This window comes from Bacillus sp. M5A3_1b, assembly GCF_053345335.1.
In genome coordinates, this window is the sequence record NZ_JBKEZY010000003.1 from 457,559 (window position 1) to 476,163 (window position 18,605).

The window sequence follows — 18,605 nt, forward strand, 5'->3', positions numbered from 1 at the left end:
AATAAATATATATTGATTAATTGTTACTTATGCCCCGTTCTAACGGGTGTTCAACTTCCTATTTACTAATAAGAAGCTCAACGTCCATTAGAAGCCCCCCTCTTTACGAGGGGGATTCTACTTATGCTTTTTTACGCAATTGATTACTAATCATCGCTAAATCATATGTTAAACAAATTGGTTTACAGTTTACTGGACACGGAACGATTTGAGCTTCAATCTCAAATACACTGCGAAGTGTTTCACTTGTCATCACTTCATCTGGCGTTCCTTGTTTCATTAACTTACCTGCTTTTAATGCAATCATATGATCTGAGAAACGAGAAGCATGGTTTAAGTCATGGATAACCATAACAATCGTTCTACCTTCTTCTTCATTTAACTTTTTCAATAAATTTAATACTTCTAATTGATGCGCCATATCTAAGTACGTTGTCGGTTCATCTAATACGAGTAATTCTGTTCCTTGTGCAAGGGCCATCGCAATCCATACACGTTGACGTTGCCCGCCTGATAACGCCTCTGCTGAACGATTTGCAAATTCTGTCATTCCCGTCACTTCAAGTGCCCAATGAATGTAACGATAATCCTCTTCTTTCAACGTTCCAAATCCTTTTTGATGAGGAAAACGTCCATATGAAACAAGTTCAAACACAGTAAGGCCAGTTGGCACTTCTGCAGTCTGTGGTAAAATCGCCATTTTCTTTGCGATTTCTTTCGTTGGTTGTTTCTCGATTGCTTTTCCGTCAAGATAAACAGTACCTTTTTTCGCCTTCAAAATACGAGAAGCCGTTTTTAATAATGTGGACTTCCCACAACCATTTGGTCCAATAATCGTTGTAATTTTCCCTTCCGGAATTTCAACTGTTAATCCATCAATAATTAACCCTTCATTATAGCCAACAGATACCGCATCAACTGCTAAAGTTGCCATACAAAAAGCCTCCCTTTATTTTGTCCTCATAAGTAAATATATGAAATATGGTGCACCAATTACAGAAATAACAAGACCGACCGGTATTTCTGAAGTTGTTAACACACTTCTTGAAATTACGTCTGCGAATAAGAGTAAAAACGTCCCTATTAGTGCAGCGGTAGGCAGCATAATTTGATGTTTACCACCAACAAGGCGCCTCGCTAAATGCGGAGCCATTAAACCGATAAAACCAATTCCTCCAGCAACAGCGACAGATGCACCAGCTAAGCAAACTGCAATAAATAATAATTTACGTCTTTCTTTTTCTACATTTAGACCAAGGCCAACAGCTGTGGAGTCACCTAGATTCATTACATTTAATATGTGTGCCTTACTAATAGCAAGTGGCAAGAAAATAACCATCCATGGAAGTACACTTAGCACGAACTTCCAATCTGTGCCCCATAGACTTCCTGCTAACCAAATCGTAGCAAAGCGGAAATCGTTAGATGTCATCTTCATAGAAAAAATTAAACTAACAGCACCAAACCCGGCTGCAACAGCGATACCAACTAGTATTAATCTCGTTGATGAAACGCCGTCTTTCCATGCTAGTAAATAAATAATAACCGCCGCTAATATTGCACCAACTAACGCGAAGAATGGAAGGATAAATACAGATAAAAATGTACCAGTCCCAACTTTTCCGAAGAAAAAGTAGACGAATATAACAACTGTTAATCCCGCTCCAGCGTTAATACCGATAATACCTGGATCAGCAAGTGGATTTCGTGATAATCCTTGCAAAATCGCACCTGACATCGCTAAAGCGGATCCGACTAATATAGCAATAACCATACGCGGCATACGGAATTCAAATAAAATAACAGACTGATCTTCAGCCCCAAGTCCAACCAATGACTTTAATACGTCCATTGGCGGTATTTTAAATGTCCCTGTATTTAAACTTACTAAAAATACAGTAACGATTAATCCTACTAAGATTGTTAAAACAGAAACGTTCTTTTTTGTTAAGACACTTGTCCTCACATTTTCCCTCTCCCTTCGTTACGTGCTAAGTAGAGGAAGAATGGAACCCCAATTAGCGCTGTAATTGCTCCAATTGGCGTTTCAAACGGCGGATTAATAACGCGAGATAACATATCTGCACATTCAATTAACAGCCCACCTAAGACCGCAGAACATGGAATAACCCATCTATAGTCTGAGCCTACAAGGAAACGAGTCATATGCGGGATTACAAGACCAACAAATCCAACCGATCCTGCCATAGAAACCGCAGAACCTGTTAACACAAGAACAAGTACTGTTCCGATAAATTTAATTAATGTCGTATTTTGACCAAGTCCAATCGCAATTTCTTCACCGAAGCTTAAAATTGTAATATACCTCGACATCATAATTGCAATAAAGAGACAAACAAGGCCAATTGGTACTAACATATTAATACTTTCCCATTTCACTCCCGCAACTCCGCCTGCATTCCACATACTCACCTCTTGGGCAAGGTTGAAATATAGCGCAATTCCAGATGAAATGGCCCCTAATAAAGCACTAATTGCTGCACCCGCTAAAGCTAACTTCACAGGTGTTAATCCACCTGGTGAAGAAGACCCAATTCCATATACAATGCTCGCTCCAAACGCAGCCCCAATAAAAGATGCGATAACGAACATTAAATAAGGTGAATTAGGGAAGAATGCATACATAATTGCAATTCCAAATACAGCTCCATCTGTAATTCCCATTAACGATGGTGAAGCAAGTGGATTTCGCGTCATACCTTGCATAATTGCCCCTGATACCGCTAAAAAGGCACCTGCAACTACGCCCCCTATTGCTCTAGGCATGCGAAGTTCTTGAATTACGTTATGATGCGTAATAGAACCGTCAAACTGAAACACAGCTTGCCATACAGTCTTTAAACTAATATCTGCAGCACCAAACGAAATAGAAACTGCCATGCTTAAAGCTAACAAAACTGTACCTGCTACTAAAATAATAGAAGCAACGAGCGGTCTGCTCTTAATCTCTTTAACATTCACATCTTGCTGTTCTATACTCCTTGCGCTCGCTTCCATACCTCAACCATCCTAACCAACAACATATATTTAATGAAATGAAATTTATTCTCAAATAGTAATAAAAAAATTAGGTTAATTGACCTTTTCTTGATAATGATTCTCAGAATCAGACACTTTCTATTCTACCTATCGCTTCAAAAGACTGTCAACCATTATTTTGAAATATAAATTTATATTTGAATGGATAGATGATGCCCCTCCTTCATTGAATGTTAATCTACTCAATTGTATTTTCGTAGAATAACTCATTCCTCGTATGGGCATAAAAAAAGAAGAGTAATCTGTTCACTCTTCTTTTTCTTACTTATTTAACTTTGCTTCAATTTTTACAATTAATTCATCTTCTGTTGGAGCCGCGACTGGACGATTATTTACAAATGCGAATGATTTTTTACGACCAGGACCACAGTAAGACTGACATGCAACTTCAATCGTTGCACATGAATCTACTTTTTTTAACTTTGGAATCAACGTTTTAACGTTCGTTGCCTGACAATCATCGCACACACGAAATTCGTTTCCCATTATATATAACACTTCCTCTATTTTAAACTTTTCACAAGTACATTTAAAAATAAACACTAAATGGTATTTTACCGCTCTTTGAAGCTCGTTGCAAGTGTCCTTACAACGCTCTTTCTTCATATAATGTTACATATTTATATGCTCTCCTTCATAAGCTCTCATCATTCATAGCAAAATTTATACCTTTCATCGAAATCTACCATATTTTTAAAAGCTTTGTATAAAAGCTCATTTTTTTGCCCATTATAAAAATAGGAAGTTCATAAAAAGAAAGGGAGTTGAATCTATGAAAGTAAGACAAGATGCTTGGACGGATGAGGATGATTTATTACTTGCTGAAACTGTACTTCGTCACGTTCGAGAAGGAAGTACTCAATTAAATGCATTTGAAGAAGTGGGTGATCAATTAAATCGTACATCGGCTGCCTGTGGTTTCCGTTGGAATGCTGTTGTTCGCTATAGCTATGAACAAGCTCTTCAACTAGCAAAAAAACATCGTAAAGATAAAATGCGTGCTGCAAGCGGTGAACAAGCGAAAAAACGTTTACTTTATACACCACCAGCTTCAGATTCGATAACTGACTATGAAGAATTCGTACAAGAGGAATCAATTGTGCAATATAAAGAAGCTATTCCATATCAAGAACCTACTGTTCCTGCTGCAAAAGGCTCTATGACAATGCAAGATGTTATTTATTTTTTACAAACGGTCGGATCTTCAAATATAAAAGTGACAGCTCTTGAAAACGAGAATACGAGATTGAAGCAAGAAATTAAATCACAAATCCTTCGAAATGAAGAACTAGAAAAGAAACTAGAAAAATTAGAAAAACAATCTCATACTGTACAAGAAGATTACGAAACACTTATGAATATTATGAACCGTGCTCGTAAGCTGGCAGTCATGGATGACGAAGAACGTTCTCAAACATCTTTCCGAATGGATCGAAACGGTAATTTAGAAAAAATTGCAGAATAAAAAGGATGCATTGTATGCATCCTTTTTATCATTTCACCTTTAAACTTTCCCTTTATATATGAAAAAACCCGTTTCTACATTTTTTGCTATAATAGAGATTGTCATTTTAAAGATAAGGGGTTAGTTATATGAGCAATTCCCGTTCCATTTTATCTCAGCCAGAGTGGCGTATTGTAGATCAGTCTAGTTTGGGACCAACATTCCATGCATTGCAGTCATTCGCAATGGATGACACACTGTGCACAAGCATTGGAAATGGTCAATCAGCTGCAACAATGCGTTCTTGGGTTCATCACAATACAATTGTTCTTGGCATTCAAGATTCACGCCTACCACACTTGGAAGAAGGTATTTCCTTTTTACAAGAAAACAACTTCAATGTTATCGTTCGTAATTCCGGTGGACTTGCAGTCGTACTTGATGAAGGTGTTTTAAACATATCACTTTTATTCCAAGAGACAGAAAAAGGTATCGATATTGATCTTGGATACGATACAATGTGGCATTTAATTAAGGAAATGTTAAACGATTACGATGTTACAATCGAGGCAAAAGAAATTGTTGGCTCTTACTGTCCTGGTAGCTATGACTTAAGTATTCGCAATCAAAAATTTGCTGGCATTTCACAGCGCCGTATTCGCGGTGGTGTCGCTGTCCAAATTTATCTCTGCGCTACAGGAAGTGGCTCTGAGCGTGCCGCACTCGTTCGTGATTTCTACAACCTAGCCATTCAAGGAGAAGAAACACGCTTTACATATCCTGAAATTGTACCGAGTACGATGGCTTCACTTTCAGAATTACTTGGCGAAACCATTACAGTACAAGATTTAATGATGCGCCTTTTAAAAACATTGCAGCAATTCGCTCCAAAGTTAACATCATCTCAATTAACAATAGATGAAATACCTTTATATGAGACGAATTTACAACGCATTATTGATCGTAACAATAAAGCACTTGGCTTAGAAAAATAAAGACCGTCGCTATAATAGCGACGGTCTTTATTTCGATTCATTATAGAATTAAAGTGCTTGAGCTGCTGTAATTAAAGCTAACTTGTACACTTCTTCTTCGTTACATCCGCGAGATAGATCATTTACAGGCATATTTAAACCTTGTAAGATTGGTCCTACTGCTTCGAAGTTACCTAAACGTTGAGCGATTTTGTAGCCAATATTACCAGCTTCTAAGCTTGGGAATACGAATACGTTAGCATCACCTTTAATTGTAGAACCTGGAGCTTTTTTCTCAGCTACAGACGGTACGAATGCAGCATCGAATTGGAATTCTCCATCTAAAGTTAATTCAGGAGCCATTTCTTTTGCAATACGAGTTGCTTCTACAACTTTTTCTGTTTCTGGAGATTTCGCAGAACCTTTTGTAGAGAAGCTTAACATAGCAACGCGTGGATCAATACCGAATAGTTCAGCAGTTTTCGCACTCTCGATACCAATTTCAGCTAAATCTTGGCTGTTTGGTGCAATGTTAATTGCACAATCAGCGAATACATATTTCTCTTCTTCACGTACCATGATGAATACGCCAGAAGTTTTTGTAACGCCTGGTTTTGTTTTAATGATTTGAAGTGCTGGACGAACTGTATCAGCTGTCGAGTGAGCTGCACCACTTACTAAACCGTGTGCTTTACCCATGTATACAAGCATTGTACCGAAGTAGTTTTCGTCTTTAAGGATTTTGCGAGCGTCTTCTTCAGTTGCTTTACCTTTACGGCGTTCAACGAAAGATGCTACCATTGCATCCATTTCTTCGTATGTAGCTGGGTCATAAATATCAACGCCTGCTAATGTTAAATTCATGCTAGCAGCTTTTGCGCTAATTTCTTCTTTATTACCAACTAAAATTGGTTGTACTAACTCTTCTTTTGCTAAACGCTCTGCAGCGCCTAAAATTCTTTCATCAGTTCCTTCAGGAAGTACGATAGAAATGCCTTTTCCTTGAACTTTTTCTTTTACTGTTGTAAATAAGTTGCTCACGAATAAACCCTCCTACATATGTTAAAAAACTCTATCTTTAAGAATACTGCTTTTCCTCTATATTTTAAACTTATAGCTCCCAAAAAATAGATAAAATGAAAATGATTATATTTTCATAAAATTCAGCCTAGAAATAAATCCCCTTTAAGCCTTATCTTCTCCTATTTTCAAGTAAATTTAAATGTGACAATTTTATGCGCTAAAGCTTTATATAGATGATTTTAAAACTATATATGCTATAGTTAACGTGTAAAACTATCATTAACTGAGGTGAATAGAATGAGTGAAGCAACAACAACGTTAGATGGCTGGTATTGTTTACATGATTTACGTTCTATTGATTGGGCTGCATGGAAAACATTATCTAGCGACGAACGCGGACAAGCTGTGTCTGAATTTTTAAATGTCGTTGAAAAATGGAACGAAGTATCTACCGCGAAAAAAGGTAGTCATGCAATGTATACTGTTGTTGGCCAAAAAGCTGATATTATGCTTATGATTTTACGTCCAACAATGGAAGAGTTAAATGAAATTGAGACAGAATTGAATAAAACAACATTAGCTGAATATATGGTTCCTGCATACTCTTACGTATCTGTTGTTGAACTAAGCAACTACCTTCCAGCTGATGAAGATCCATATCAAAACCCACAAATCTTAGCTCGCTTATATCCAGAACTACCAAAAGCAAATCACATTTGCTTCTACCCAATGGATAAGCGTCGCCAAGGTGATGACAACTGGTACATGCTTCCTATGGAAGAACGTAAAAAAATGATGTACAGTCATAGTAAAATCGGTCGCCAGTACGCAGGTAAAGTACGCCAAGTTATTTCAGGATCAGTTGGATTCGACGATTTTGAGTGGGGCGTAACATTATTCGCTGACGATGTTCTTCAATTTAAAAAACTTATATATGAAATGCGCTTCGATGAAGTAAGTGCTCGTTATGGTGAATTCGGAACATTTTTCGTTGGAAACATTTTACCAGACGAAAAGGCAGAGAAATTTTTACACATATAAAGTGAAACTTTAATGAGTGGGGGTTTTGTTCATCCCCCACTCATTATCATCGCCCACCTAACTTCTTTGCTGTCGCTTAATTTTGAGGTGGGGATCTTACTGCCCGGCAAATAGCGGGGCAAATCATGAAAAAGGAACGAAATTCGTTCCTTTTTTTATTACCCTCTATATTTCTCCTCAAAAAACTTCTTTTCTCTGCAAATTTGAACAAAAATCGACAATTCTTTTCGATTTCCTTACAAAATTGTAACCTTTCTATATCCAAATTTATGCTAAAATGGTACGAGCTACACGCTAATAACGATGCGAAGGTGATAATCTATATGAAGGAAATCTTGTCTATTTTACTAGCGCTTTTATTGTCAATTTCTTCCTTAGGAGTAACAACATCCCATGCGGAAGAAAAAATACACATTGAGGCAGCTGCTGCACTTCTATTTGATGCAGATACAGGAAAAATACTGCATGAACAAAATCCAGATGAATTGCTAGCTATTGCTAGTATGTCAAAACTAATTGTTGTTTATGCCGTATTAGAAGCAATTAAAGAAGGAAAAATCACTTGGGATACAAAGGTAAACATTTCTGATTATGCTTATGAAGTTTCACGTAATAATGAATTCTCTAACGTTCCGTTTGAAAAGGGACGTCAATATACTGTAAGAGAATTATATCATTCTATCGTTATCTTCTCTGCAAACGGATCTAGTATTGCCTTAGCAGAACTTCTTGCAGGAAGTGAGAAAAACTTCTTAAACCTTGCAAATGAACATGCAAAAAAACTAGGGTTAAAGAAATATAAATTTGTAAACGCTACTGGGTTAAATAACGCTGACTTAAAGGGAAAACACCCTGAGGGAACGGATCCGAATGGAGAAAATTCCATGTCAGCTCGCGATATGGGTATGCTTTCAAAAGCAATAATTACAAAGTATCCAGAAATGCTAGAGGATACAAAACAAAGATTTAGAAACTTCCCAGATAATCATCCGAAACCAATTCGTATGGAAAACTGGAACTGGATGTTACCAGGTGCTGCTTTTTCTTATGAAGGAACAGATGGTTTAAAAACTGGTAGTTCTGATACTGCTGGATACGGATTCACTATTACAGCAAAACGTGGTGACTTACGCCTTATTTCAGTAATTATTAAAACAAAATCAATGGACGAGCGTTTCACTGAATCTCGTGCATTAATTGAATATGGATTTAATAACTTTGAAAAACAAAAATTAAAAGTTGATAAACACAACACAATCTCTGTAGTAAAAGGTAACGAAGATCAAGTGACTGTTACACCGGAAAAAGAAATAACAGTAATTGCGAAAAAAGGTAGCAAAGATCCTTATAAAATTGGGACTGAAGCAGATAAATCCCTTGCTGAAGATGGACATTTAGTCGCTCCTGTTAAAAAGGATGCAAAAGTAGGTTCCATCGTTCTAGAACCAACTGATAAATACGGATTTTTAGATGGAAATAAAAACATGAAAGTTACTGCAAAAACGACAGAAGAAGTTGAAAAGGCAAATTGGTTCGTATTAACAATGCGCTCTATTGGAGATTTCTTCTCAAACTTATGGTCTAAAGTATTTTAATGATGGAAAGCTAGCTCACGCTAGCTTTTTTTATTTCCCTCTCTCCATGTAAAACTTCGTTTGGTTGTCATATCTGAGTCCTTTTTCTCATACGTATGAACTAGTAATCGTTACACACTTCATCTAGAAATAAACCTCTTTCCACAAGGTATTCCAAAAAGAGAGGTGACACATAATGGGTGTTATTGCTTATAACGAAGAAGATGTAAAGTTATTAGCTAGACTGATGCGTGCTGAAGCCGAAGGAGAAGGACAACAAGGAATGTTAATGGTCGGAAACGTAGGAGTAAATCGTGTCCGCGGAAATTGTTTAGATTTTAAAAAAATACGTAATTTACGTCAAATGGTTTATCAAAATCCTGGCGGTTTTGAGGCAACGCAAAAAGGGTATTTTTATCAGCGTGCAAGAGAACAAGATATCGCATTAGCAAGGCGAACGATTCAAGGACAACGTTTTTGGCCCGCCAACTTTTCCTTATGGTTTTTTAGACCGGAAGGCCCTTGTCCGCCAACTTGGTATAATCAACAAAACTCTGGTCGCTTCAAAAAGCACTGCTTCTTCCAGCCATCTGGCGAGGATTGTCCTGGCGTATATTAAGGATTGATAATGAGGAGGGATTTTTGAATGGCACAGCAACAAAACCCGTATTACGGAACAGGTTTCTATCAACCATCTGGAACTTATGTACAACCGCAACAAATGACCCCACAGCAACAGCAACAACAGCAAGCAATGCAACAACAAGCTGCGCAAGCTCAATATGCCGTTTCTCAAGGCATGTTACCATTAGAACAGTCGTACATTGAAAATATTCTTCGCTTGAACAAAGGCAAGCAAGCCACCGTTGTAATGACTTATGAGCGTGGTAGTTCGCTCGGTACACAATCTTATACAGGTATTATTGAGGCAGCTGGTCGTGATCATATCGTAATTAGTGAGCCCCAATCAGGGAAACGTTATTTACTATTAATGATTTATTTAGATTATGTAGAATTCCCAGAAGAAATTACTTATTTACCTAGTCAACAAGCAACTTATGCTCCAAGACCATAAAAAAAAGCTGGCGTATGCCAGCTTTTGTTTTTTATAATCCTTTTACAACTGCAGTTCCGACTAAGATCCATGCCACGATAAACGCTACACCACCAAGAGGTGTAATTGGGCCAAAGAACTTAATACCTGTCGTACTTAATGCATACAAACTACCTGAAAACATAATAATCCCAGCTACCATAAGCCAGCCAGCAGTAGTTAAAAGTGATGATTGAATTTTATCCATTAATAAAGCAACTACGAATAGTCCACCGGCATGAAACATTTGATATGTAACACCTGTTTTCCAAACTTCTAACATTTTTGCAGAAACTTTATTTTCTAAACCGTGTGCTCCAAAAGCCCCTAACGCAACAGATAGCCCTGCCGCAATACAACCTAGTAAAAAGAAAATTTTCATCTTAATTCCCCTTTTTTTACCTTTATCATAAGCAATTTTTTCATATAAGCCAAACGATTTATCTTCTAGAAATCAAATAAAGAATTACCGTTTGCGCCTTCTTCTTTTATATAAACAGGTTCTCCAGAAACCGGCATAACTGGTTGAACTGTCGTCATAGGCTGAGAGCCAATTACTTGTGATGGAATCTCAGGTTCTCTATACATAGAAGGCTCAGCTTGTTCATCTAATAATAAATCACATAACGCTCGCACAACTAATAAATGCGCTTTTGATTGTTGCCCTTCACTGCTTTTTGCCTTTGCAATTTCATTCGCCATTTTATTTAAAATCTTATCGCTCGATATTTGCATTCCTTGTCACCTCTTACTTTGTAGTTCTTTCTCAAATTGTCCTAGCTTCTCTACTGAACCAAACACTATTATCATATCATGTTCTTGTAGTTTTTCCTGCCCCGTTGGATTATGTATAACATTCCCATTTCTCAAAATCGCTAAAATTGTTACATCAAATTGATTTCTCACATCACTCTCTAGTAACGATTTACTAGCTAAAATAGAACCTTTGCCGACTGCAATTTCTTCAATTACAAATGACTGTTCCACGCCATATAGTACTGTATCAATATAATGAACTGTTAGCGGATTCGCAATACCTTTTGCAATATGAATTCCTGCCATGCTAGATGGATTAATCACCTTATTTGCCCCAGCACGCTTTAATTTGTCTTCGGTTTCTGGTTTTTCCGCCCTTGCCACAATTTTAATTGCATCGTTTAGCCCTCTTGCCGTTAATGTAATAAATACATTTTCAGCATCATTTGCTACGATAGCAACTAAACCAGCTGCCTTTGAAATTCCAGCATGATGTAACACTTGATCTTCCGTTGCATCTCCGTGTACATACAAAAGTTTTTCCTTCTCTAATATACTTTCATCTTTATCTACGACGACAAATGGAATTTTCTTTTCTTGCAATTCATGTACAACTTGAAGCCCCACTCTACCACAACCACATACGATAATATGATTTTGTAACTGCGCTATTTGTTTATCCATCTTCTTCCTCCGTACTGCATGAAATAAATTCCCTTCAATAATCATAGCTGCCACTACACCAATTGCATACGTAACAATACCGACTCCAACAGGTATGATAAGAAGCGCAAAAACTTTTCCTGCCTGTGTTACAGGAACGGCATCTCCGTACCCAACAGTTAATACAGTAATCATCGTCATCCAAAATGCTTGAAACAAACTAATCTCTTCAATCATCATAAATCCTAGCGTTCCTAGAATTACAACAAAAGTCATACATATAACTGCTATCCATAATTGCTTCCGTGCATTCATATTGCGCTTCAACTCTTTTCTCTATCTACAATCTTTGCCAGTGGAAATGAAATACATATATACTAGATACGGAATCTATGAAAGAGGTTGATATAATGAAAACATTTCTTTCCGCCTTACAATGGGCACTATTTATTTTAGCTGGAAGCCTTATTGTACCAATTAGCGTCGCAACTAATTATGGTCTCGATGGCGCTGAAGCTATTGCATTCGTACAAAGAACATTATTTGTTCTTGGCTTTGCCGGCCTACTGCAAGCTGTATTTGGACATAAACTGCCTATTCAAGAAGGTCCTGCAGGCCTTTGGTGGGGCATTTTCTCCCTTTATGCAAGTTTAGGTGTCGTATTATTTGGATCCAGCAATGAAACGCTTAAAGTCCTTCAGTACGCATTCCTATTAAGTGGTTTCATTTGTATTATTCTTAGTATTTTTGGACTCATCGATAAACTAGTTCGCTATTTTACACCGACAGTCATTGGAACATATTTATTTCTTCTTGTCGCGCAACTTAGCGGGTCCTTCTTAAAAGGAATGTTTGGCCTTGATGGAAAACATACAGAAGTACAAGCTGACGTATTTATTCTTTCACTCATTGTTATTTTACTATCCTTTTTCATCATGAAGCTACCTATTATCGGACAATATTCTGTTCTTTTCAGTATCGTCTGCGGCTGGATATTATTCGCATGCTTCGGATTATCTAATCCAGTAACACCTGTGACAGATATAATCCGTTTTCCGTCTCTATTTGTTTTCGGAATGCCTCGTGTTGAATGGAATATGGCAATTACAGTCGTTTTCGTTACACTATTACTTCTAACAAATATGTTAGCAAGTATTCGCGTTGTGCAAAGGATTGTCTCTAAGTATGAAAAGAATGCAGCACCAGATCGTTTCAAACAAGCCGGCATTATAACAGGCATAAATCAATTGCTAGGAGGCCTTTTTTCAGCTATTGGACCTGTTGCGATTTCTGGATCAGCAGGATTTATTGCAACGACTAATATTTATAAACGACTCCCCTTTATGTTAGGGTCAAGCTTTATTATTTTCGTTAGTATATTCCCAAAGATTACTTCATTCTTTGCGGCGATACCTGTCGCAGTCGGATATGCTGCCATTTACCCTGTATTTGCAAGCATGATTGGTCTTGCCTTTCGCGAATACGAAACAGTACAAGATAAAGAAAGGTTATTTAAAGTAGCAGGTCTTTCAATCTTTACAGGAGTCGGAGTTATGTTTGTTCCAGCAGGAGCATTTTCTACACTCCCACCATTTCTAGCATCGTTTTTAAGTAACGGTCTCGTTCTTGGATCTGTAATGGCAATTTTGCTCGAAATACTATTTTCTCGTTCTACAGAAAAACAACCATCGTAAATTGGAAAACTTCCATTATTGCACTCTATCTTTAGAGTTGTTACGATAATGATAAAGTGAAACTTTAATCAATGAGAGCCATTCATCTTTACTAATGATTAGCTCTCACCGATCGGGCATTAGCAGTATAAATTATCATAGGCAACATGCTCGTGGTAATTTATACTAAAAATACAGAACTTCTCCTAGCTTCACATAAAGTGAAACTTTAATCAGTGGGGGTTTTGTTCATCCCCCACTGATTATTAGTTGAACCAATCGGACTTTTACGGGCAGCCCGACCCCCACCTAACTTCTTTGCTTTCGCTGAATTTTGAGTTGGGGGTCTTACTGCCCGTTAATGTGGGATAAAGAAGTTCGATGTCTTACTATATATTCCCCAATATCTTCATAAAACTTTATTTCTATTTCAACAAAGAGAGGAATTTTCAATATGACTTATAAAATGATTGTTTTAGATTTAGATGATACTTTATTACGTGATGACCATACTATTTCACCTCGTACGAAAGAAGCGTTAATGACTGCACAAGAGCAAGGTGTAAAAGTTGTACTTGCTTCTGGACGTCCAACGTTTGGTATGCGCAATGTAGCGAAAGAACTTCGTTTAGAAGAATACGGTAGTTTCATTCTATCTTTTAATGGTGCAAAAATTATTAACTGTAAAACAAACGAAGAAATTTTTAGTAGTACACTATCTCCTGAAATCGTTCACAATCTATTTGAAATTAGTAAAACTGAAGATGTATGGATTCATACTTATATGGGCGATGATATCGTAACGGAAGAAAATAATCCTTATACTGAAATTGAGGGCGATATTACTGGTATGCCAATTGTTGTTGTAGATAACTTTAAAGCTGCTGTTAAAGAGCCTGTAGTAAAAGTATTAATGAATAAAGAAGCTGAACGACTTGTTGTTGTAGAAAAGAAACTACAAAAACAACTAGAAGGCCAATTAAGTGTTATGCGTTCTAAACCATTCTTCTTAGAATTTACTGAAGCTGGTGTTACAAAAGGAACAAGCTTAAACCAACTGATTCAAAAACTTGGCATTAAGCGCGAAGAAGTTATCGCAATGGGCGATAGCTATAACGATCAGGCAATGATCGAATTCGCCGGTCTTGGTGTTGCAATGGGCAATGCACCAGATGATATTAAAGAAATTGCAAACTACGTAACAGATACAAATATGAACGATGGCGTTGCAAAAGTTGTAGAGAAATTCGTACTAAAAAGAGAAGCACTCGTTTAATATTTTCACTCATAAAACCTATTTGAAGTCAAACACTTCAAATAGGTTTTTATTTAAATTCTCATGCTTTTGTGACTATATTTTGAACTTTGCACTATTCTCGTAGTGTAAACTTTCTTTTTGTATATAATGGAACAAAATAGACTATTTTATTTTGAAAAAGAATACAAATTTACTATATACAAGCATACATTAAAGGAGGCTACTTCATGTTATCTACACCAATCGGACGATTAAGAGCAATTGGACTTGTTGAGGGGATTTCTTTCCTACTACTATTATTTGTAGCAATGCCATTAAAATATTTTGCAGGATTTGCTACAGCCGTTAAAATTACAGGCATGGCTCATGGTGTTTTATTTATTCTATTCATCTTTGCGGTAATTCAAGTAACAATCGTACACCGTAAATCAATTTTATGGGCACTTGGAGCATTCGTTTCATCAATTATCCCATTCGGTACGTTTGTACTAGATGCAAAATTAAAGAACGAGCAACAATAATAACAAAAAGGTAGTTAACGACTGTTAACTACCTTTTTTATTTACAAATTTGGAATTTCCCAATCAATTTCTCTTTCGCCCATATTAGCTAAAATCGTATTTACTTTAGAGTATGGCTTACTACCAAAGAAACCACGTCTTGCCGATAATGGGCTTGGGTGTACAGATTCCATAATATGATGATTTGTATTCGTAATTAACTTCTTCTTCGCCTGCGCATGGCGCCCCCACAATATGAAAATAACTGGCTTTTCACGTTCATTCAACAGTCCAATCACACGATCTGTGAAGTGTTCCCATCCTTTTCCCTTATGAGAATTTGCTTCACTTTGACGAACTGTTAATACTGTATTTAGTAGTAATACTCCTTGCTCTGCCCACTTTACTAAATAACCGTTATTCGGAATTTCATAACCATATTCATCTCGAAGTTCTTTATACATATTTAACAATGATGGTGGTGTTTTAACACCAGGTTGTACAGAAAAACTTAAACCATGCGCTTGATTCGGTCCATGATATGGATCTTGTCCTAAAATAACGACCTTTGTATTTTCATAACTTGTATACTGAAGAGCGTTAAAAATATCTTCTACCTTCGGATAAACAACATGTGTACTATACTCTTCTTTCAAAAAATTAGCCAACTTGCGATAATATTCTTTCTCAAATTCTGGTGCCAATAATGGTCCCCAATCATTTTTTAAAACATTTTCCATACTTTCACTTCCTGTTCAATTAATTCACCATATCCTGCTTTGTAAATACTACAAATGAAATAATAAGAGATACAACTGCCCAAACCGTTAAATTCATTAAAGAGAACCCCATCGATAAGCCTTGTAATGCAGGTAATTTTCCTGATAAATAATCTGTTAATGATAAATTCACACTAAAAATATATTTCGCACCTTCCCAAGATGTTGCAAACGAGCTTAAAATGCCACCTGCGATTAATGCGGCTAACATAACGCCCATACCGGCTGGTGTATTTCGAATTAAAACAGAAACCATAAATGATATAGTTCCGACAACGATAGCAACAAACCAAGCTAGCCCATACGCCATCAAGACGTATTGCCACTGCGGAATAAGATGTACAAAATTCGTATTTAACGTTTCCTTATCAATAACAAACCCAGTTAAAACAGGCAAATTCCATCCCGAGTATCCAAATACAAGCCCAGATAATATGTAAGCAAACAAACCGACAAGAAGCAGTATGAGTGAAATGAAAAATAACATCGTCACGTACTTACTAAGAAGTATTTTCCAGCGCCGAATCGGCCGTGTAAGTAGCATCTTCATCGTTCCATCACTTCGCTCTCCTGAAACAATATCAATAGCAACAATCATTACGAGAAGCGGAATAAACAATGTAATTCCTTGCTCAATAAACGCCCTTACAAAAGTGGGTGCGCCCGGTGCCATCGGGTTAATATCATGATCTAAATAATATTGTTGCTGCTCCACTCTTACCTTTAGCCAATCACGCCATTCTTCTGGTAGTCTAGAATTGTTCAAACGATTTTGAGAATCAACAATTTGTTGTTGTAATGAAACTTTCCAATCCGTCGTACCGAGCCTTTTTTGTGTCGTTTCTACTTCACGATACTGCGCATACACGAAAAGTGGGATCAAGATTGCTAAAATAAGCATGACAACAAAAATACGTTTCTTACGATAAATTTTCTCCGATTCATTTAAGACTAGATTCGCAAATTCACGCATGCTGCTCACCCCTTGTGAGTTCAATAAATAAATCTTCTAGCGTAAATACAAGCTCCTTAACGCTATGCACATCTATCCCATTTTCTACAAAGTTTTTATTCCAACTACTTATACATGCGATATCCATGCGGCATAGTAATCGATTATCTTCTATACTCACTTCTCTTACTTCCTTAGCATCTTCTAGCATATTTTTCGCCTTAGAAATCGGTGTAACAATCCATTCTACACGATCACTTGCTGTTTTAATTAACTCTTCAACCTTGGCAACTGTTATCATTTTTCCTTTATGAATAATCGCCACACGATCGCATATCATTTGTACTTCGCTTAGCAAATGACTAGAAATAAACACACTCATATTTTCTTCTTTCACAAGCTTATGTATAAATTCCCTAAGTTCTCTAATTCCAGCCGGGTCTAAGCCATTTGTTGGCTCATCTAATATGAGTAATTTTGGATTTCCAAGAAGCGCTTGCGCAATGCCAAGGCGCTGTTTCATACCGAGTGAGTACGTTTTTACTTTATCGTGAATTCTTTCATCTAAATGAACCATTTGAGCAATTTCAATAATACGTTCATCTGATATATCACCTAGCATACGGGCAAATTGTTTTAAATTCTCCCATCCCGTTAAATATGTATACAGTTCAGGGTTTTCAACAATACTCCCAATTTGACGCATCGCTTCTCTGAAATTTTCCTTAATCGAATAACCACCGATAGAAATCGTACCTTCTGTTTCTTTAATCAATCCAACTAACATTCGAATGGTAGTTGTTTTTCCGGCGCCATTTGGTCCTAGGAAGCCAAACACTTCTCCTTGTTTTACATCGAAGGAAATATTCTCTACAATAGTCTTCTTTCCAATTACCTTCTTCACGTCTCGTACAGAAAGTATCGTCGTCATTTTACCCCTCCTTGTTCTAATTTTAATTTACTCACAACATTTTGAACTAATCGGTCCGCCATATATGTATATCCTATTTCATTCGGATGGAAATGATCGGAGTATAATAAATCTTTCCCACGGTTTTGGAATAAATCAAATGTCGGTGTAATATACACATTTTTATTATTTATCGCCAATTTTTCTAAAGATGCATTCCAGTCTACAACGATGTTTGAAGAACCTTTTAAATCTTCTACATCTTCAAAAGGATTGTATAAACCAAGCCAAAAAATAGGGCTATCTGTATTTAACTTACGAATTTCTTCTATTATTTTCTTCGCTTCATTTTGGAACGTCGCTGTATCAGGACGGTATGTTTCTAAATCTATCTTTCCAAGCGATTCCCAACCTGGAAATAAATCATTTCCTCCAATTGTTAAAACGATTACATCTGCTTGCTTAATTGAATATTGAGCGCCACTACTCTCAATTTGTTTTAATAGGTCAGGCATTTTTGCACCACTAACAGCTAAGTTTGTTAACGCAACCCTTTGCTTATAATCTTTTTGTAAATCCTCTTTCATACGCCCAATATAGCCAATTCCTTCTTTATCACCAACACCACGTGTTAATGAGTCACCTAAACTAACGATTTGTAACGTTCCCGTTTTCTTTTTCTCTTTTGCCACTACATCGGTCTTTTTAATTAAATTTGACGCTTTCGGATTTAACACATCATTTACACCTGAAACAAAGCCATATGCAAATAAACAGAAAGATGCAATTGTAATGAGTAGAATTACTTTTACTACTTTTGATCTCATATCAAAACCCCTTTTAGCCCTCATAGATTGTCCATAATTATACCAAACGCAATTTTGAAAAGCGATTTTCACACCTTA

21 protein-coding genes are annotated in these 18,605 nt (G+C 36.8%); 9 read left to right on the forward strand and 12 right to left on the reverse strand.

Features of this window, described 5'->3' with window-relative positions:
- Positions 1-121: 121 nt before the first annotated feature.
- From ACLBWW_RS11980 to ACLBWW_RS11995, 4 genes are all read right to left on the reverse strand, one after another.
- Complete coding sequence (locus ACLBWW_RS11980) at positions 122-934, reverse strand: ABC transporter ATP-binding protein (protein WP_000212066.1); 813 nt, start codon at positions 932-934, stop codon at positions 122-124.
- Between the two features lie 15 nt (positions 935-949).
- The gene (locus ACLBWW_RS11985; protein WP_001260774.1) at positions 950-1,966 is read right to left on the reverse strand and encodes a FecCD family ABC transporter permease; all 1,017 of its coding nucleotides are present in this window, start codon (positions 1,964-1,966) and stop codon (positions 950-952) included.
- The gene (locus tag ACLBWW_RS11990) at positions 1,963-3,018 is read right to left on the reverse strand and encodes a FecCD family ABC transporter permease (protein ID WP_000388283.1); all 1,056 of its coding nucleotides are present in this window, start codon (positions 3,016-3,018) and stop codon (positions 1,963-1,965) included. The genes ACLBWW_RS11985 and ACLBWW_RS11990 overlap by 4 nt, the downstream gene beginning before the upstream one ends.
- A 303-nt stretch (positions 3,019-3,321) precedes the next feature.
- Positions 3,322-3,546, reverse strand: coding sequence for a DUF1450 domain-containing protein (locus tag ACLBWW_RS11995; RefSeq protein WP_000526075.1), 225 nt, complete (start codon positions 3,544-3,546; stop codon positions 3,322-3,324).
- A 286-nt stretch (positions 3,547-3,832) separates the two neighbouring features.
- Between ACLBWW_RS11995 and ACLBWW_RS12000 the strand changes: the two genes are divergently transcribed.
- Positions 3,833-4,525 carry an RsfA family transcriptional regulator gene (locus ACLBWW_RS12000; RefSeq protein ID WP_000868353.1) on the forward strand — a complete coding sequence of 231 codons (693 nt, stop codon included), beginning with the start codon at positions 3,833-3,835 and terminating at the stop codon, positions 4,523-4,525.
- Between the two features lie 128 nt (positions 4,526-4,653).
- A complete protein-coding gene (locus ACLBWW_RS12005; RefSeq protein ID WP_447614050.1) occupies positions 4,654-5,499 on the forward strand; it encodes a lipoate--protein ligase family protein in 846 nt (281 codons plus the stop codon).
- 48 nt (positions 5,500-5,547) lie between these two features.
- Here ACLBWW_RS12005 and pta read toward each other — a convergent pair whose 3' ends face one another.
- On the reverse strand, positions 5,548-6,519 hold the full coding sequence (gene pta / locus ACLBWW_RS12010; RefSeq protein ID WP_000067226.1) for a phosphate acetyltransferase: 972 nt from the start codon (positions 6,517-6,519) through the stop codon (positions 5,548-5,550).
- Between the two features lie 279 nt (positions 6,520-6,798).
- Between pta and hemQ the strand changes: the two genes are divergently transcribed.
- The 4 genes from hemQ (at position 6,799) to gerQ (ending at position 10,191) form a co-directional block, all read left to right on the forward strand.
- Positions 6,799-7,542 carry a hydrogen peroxide-dependent heme synthase gene (hemQ, locus tag ACLBWW_RS12015; RefSeq protein ID WP_048542744.1) on the forward strand — a complete coding sequence of 248 codons (744 nt, stop codon included), beginning with the start codon at positions 6,799-6,801 and terminating at the stop codon, positions 7,540-7,542.
- A 323-nt stretch (positions 7,543-7,865) separates the two neighbouring features.
- Complete coding sequence (locus ACLBWW_RS12020) at positions 7,866-9,137, forward strand: serine hydrolase (RefSeq protein WP_048542747.1); 1,272 nt, start codon at positions 7,866-7,868, stop codon at positions 9,135-9,137.
- Between the two features lie 175 nt (positions 9,138-9,312).
- Positions 9,313-9,735, forward strand: a complete 423-nt coding sequence (gene cwlJ, locus ACLBWW_RS12025) for a cell wall hydrolase CwlJ (protein ID WP_000538163.1) — start codon at positions 9,313-9,315, stop codon at positions 9,733-9,735.
- A 27-nt stretch (positions 9,736-9,762) separates the two neighbouring features.
- Positions 9,763-10,191, forward strand: a complete 429-nt coding sequence (gene gerQ / locus ACLBWW_RS12030; RefSeq protein ID WP_000068648.1) for a spore coat protein GerQ — start codon at positions 9,763-9,765, stop codon at positions 10,189-10,191.
- A 31-nt stretch (positions 10,192-10,222) separates the two neighbouring features.
- Here the strand turns inward: gerQ and ACLBWW_RS12035 are convergent, their stop codons facing one another.
- The 3 genes from ACLBWW_RS12035 to ACLBWW_RS12045 all read right to left on the reverse strand — a co-directional run bounded on the left by ACLBWW_RS12035 (position 10,223) and on the right by ACLBWW_RS12045 (position 11,943).
- Entirely contained in the window at positions 10,223-10,591 is a 369-nt protein-coding gene (locus ACLBWW_RS12035; protein WP_000688322.1) for a DUF423 domain-containing protein, read from the reverse strand.
- Positions 10,592-10,656: 65 nt separating this feature from the next.
- Positions 10,657-10,944, reverse strand: a complete 288-nt coding sequence (locus ACLBWW_RS12040; protein ID WP_001167358.1) for a YwdI family protein — start codon at positions 10,942-10,944, stop codon at positions 10,657-10,659.
- Between the two features lie 6 nt (positions 10,945-10,950).
- Positions 10,951-11,943, reverse strand: a complete 993-nt coding sequence (locus ACLBWW_RS12045) for a potassium channel family protein (protein WP_048542753.1) — start codon at positions 11,941-11,943, stop codon at positions 10,951-10,953.
- 95 nt (positions 11,944-12,038) lie between these two features.
- Between ACLBWW_RS12045 and ACLBWW_RS12050 the strand changes: the two genes are divergently transcribed.
- From ACLBWW_RS12050 to ACLBWW_RS12060, 3 genes are all read left to right on the forward strand, one after another.
- The gene (locus tag ACLBWW_RS12050; RefSeq protein WP_141497552.1) at positions 12,039-13,322 is read left to right on the forward strand and encodes a purine/pyrimidine permease; all 1,284 of its coding nucleotides are present in this window, start codon (positions 12,039-12,041) and stop codon (positions 13,320-13,322) included.
- A 433-nt stretch (positions 13,323-13,755) separates the two neighbouring features.
- Positions 13,756-14,577 carry a Cof-type HAD-IIB family hydrolase gene (locus ACLBWW_RS12055; protein WP_098048860.1) on the forward strand — a complete coding sequence of 274 codons (822 nt, stop codon included), beginning with the start codon at positions 13,756-13,758 and terminating at the stop codon, positions 14,575-14,577.
- Positions 14,578-14,786: 209 nt separating this feature from the next.
- The gene (locus ACLBWW_RS12060) at positions 14,787-15,080 is read left to right on the forward strand and encodes a DUF3817 domain-containing protein (RefSeq protein ID WP_048542756.1); all 294 of its coding nucleotides are present in this window, start codon (positions 14,787-14,789) and stop codon (positions 15,078-15,080) included.
- A gap of 41 nt (positions 15,081-15,121) precedes the next feature.
- On the opposite strand, the gene ACLBWW_RS12065 is transcribed toward ACLBWW_RS12060, so the two are convergent.
- Genes ACLBWW_RS12065 through ACLBWW_RS12080 form a run of 4 tightly spaced genes read right to left on the reverse strand, consistent with a single transcriptional unit; the run spans position 15,122 to position 18,599 of the window.
- Positions 15,122-15,799, reverse strand: a complete 678-nt coding sequence (locus tag ACLBWW_RS12065) for a uracil-DNA glycosylase (protein ID WP_098048858.1) — start codon at positions 15,797-15,799, stop codon at positions 15,122-15,124.
- 19 nt (positions 15,800-15,818) lie between these two features.
- Positions 15,819-16,811, reverse strand: a complete 993-nt coding sequence (locus tag ACLBWW_RS12070; protein WP_048542758.1) for an ABC transporter permease subunit — start codon at positions 16,809-16,811, stop codon at positions 15,819-15,821.
- Positions 16,804-17,721, reverse strand: coding sequence for an ABC transporter ATP-binding protein (locus tag ACLBWW_RS12075; protein WP_098048856.1), 918 nt, complete (start codon positions 17,719-17,721; stop codon positions 16,804-16,806). The genes ACLBWW_RS12070 and ACLBWW_RS12075 overlap by 8 nt, the downstream gene beginning before the upstream one ends.
- Entirely contained in the window at positions 17,718-18,599 is an 882-nt protein-coding gene (locus tag ACLBWW_RS12080; RefSeq protein ID WP_176518828.1) for an SGNH/GDSL hydrolase family protein, read from the reverse strand. Before ACLBWW_RS12080 ends, ACLBWW_RS12075 begins: the two co-directional genes overlap by 4 nt.
- Positions 18,600-18,605 lie beyond the last annotated feature (6 nt).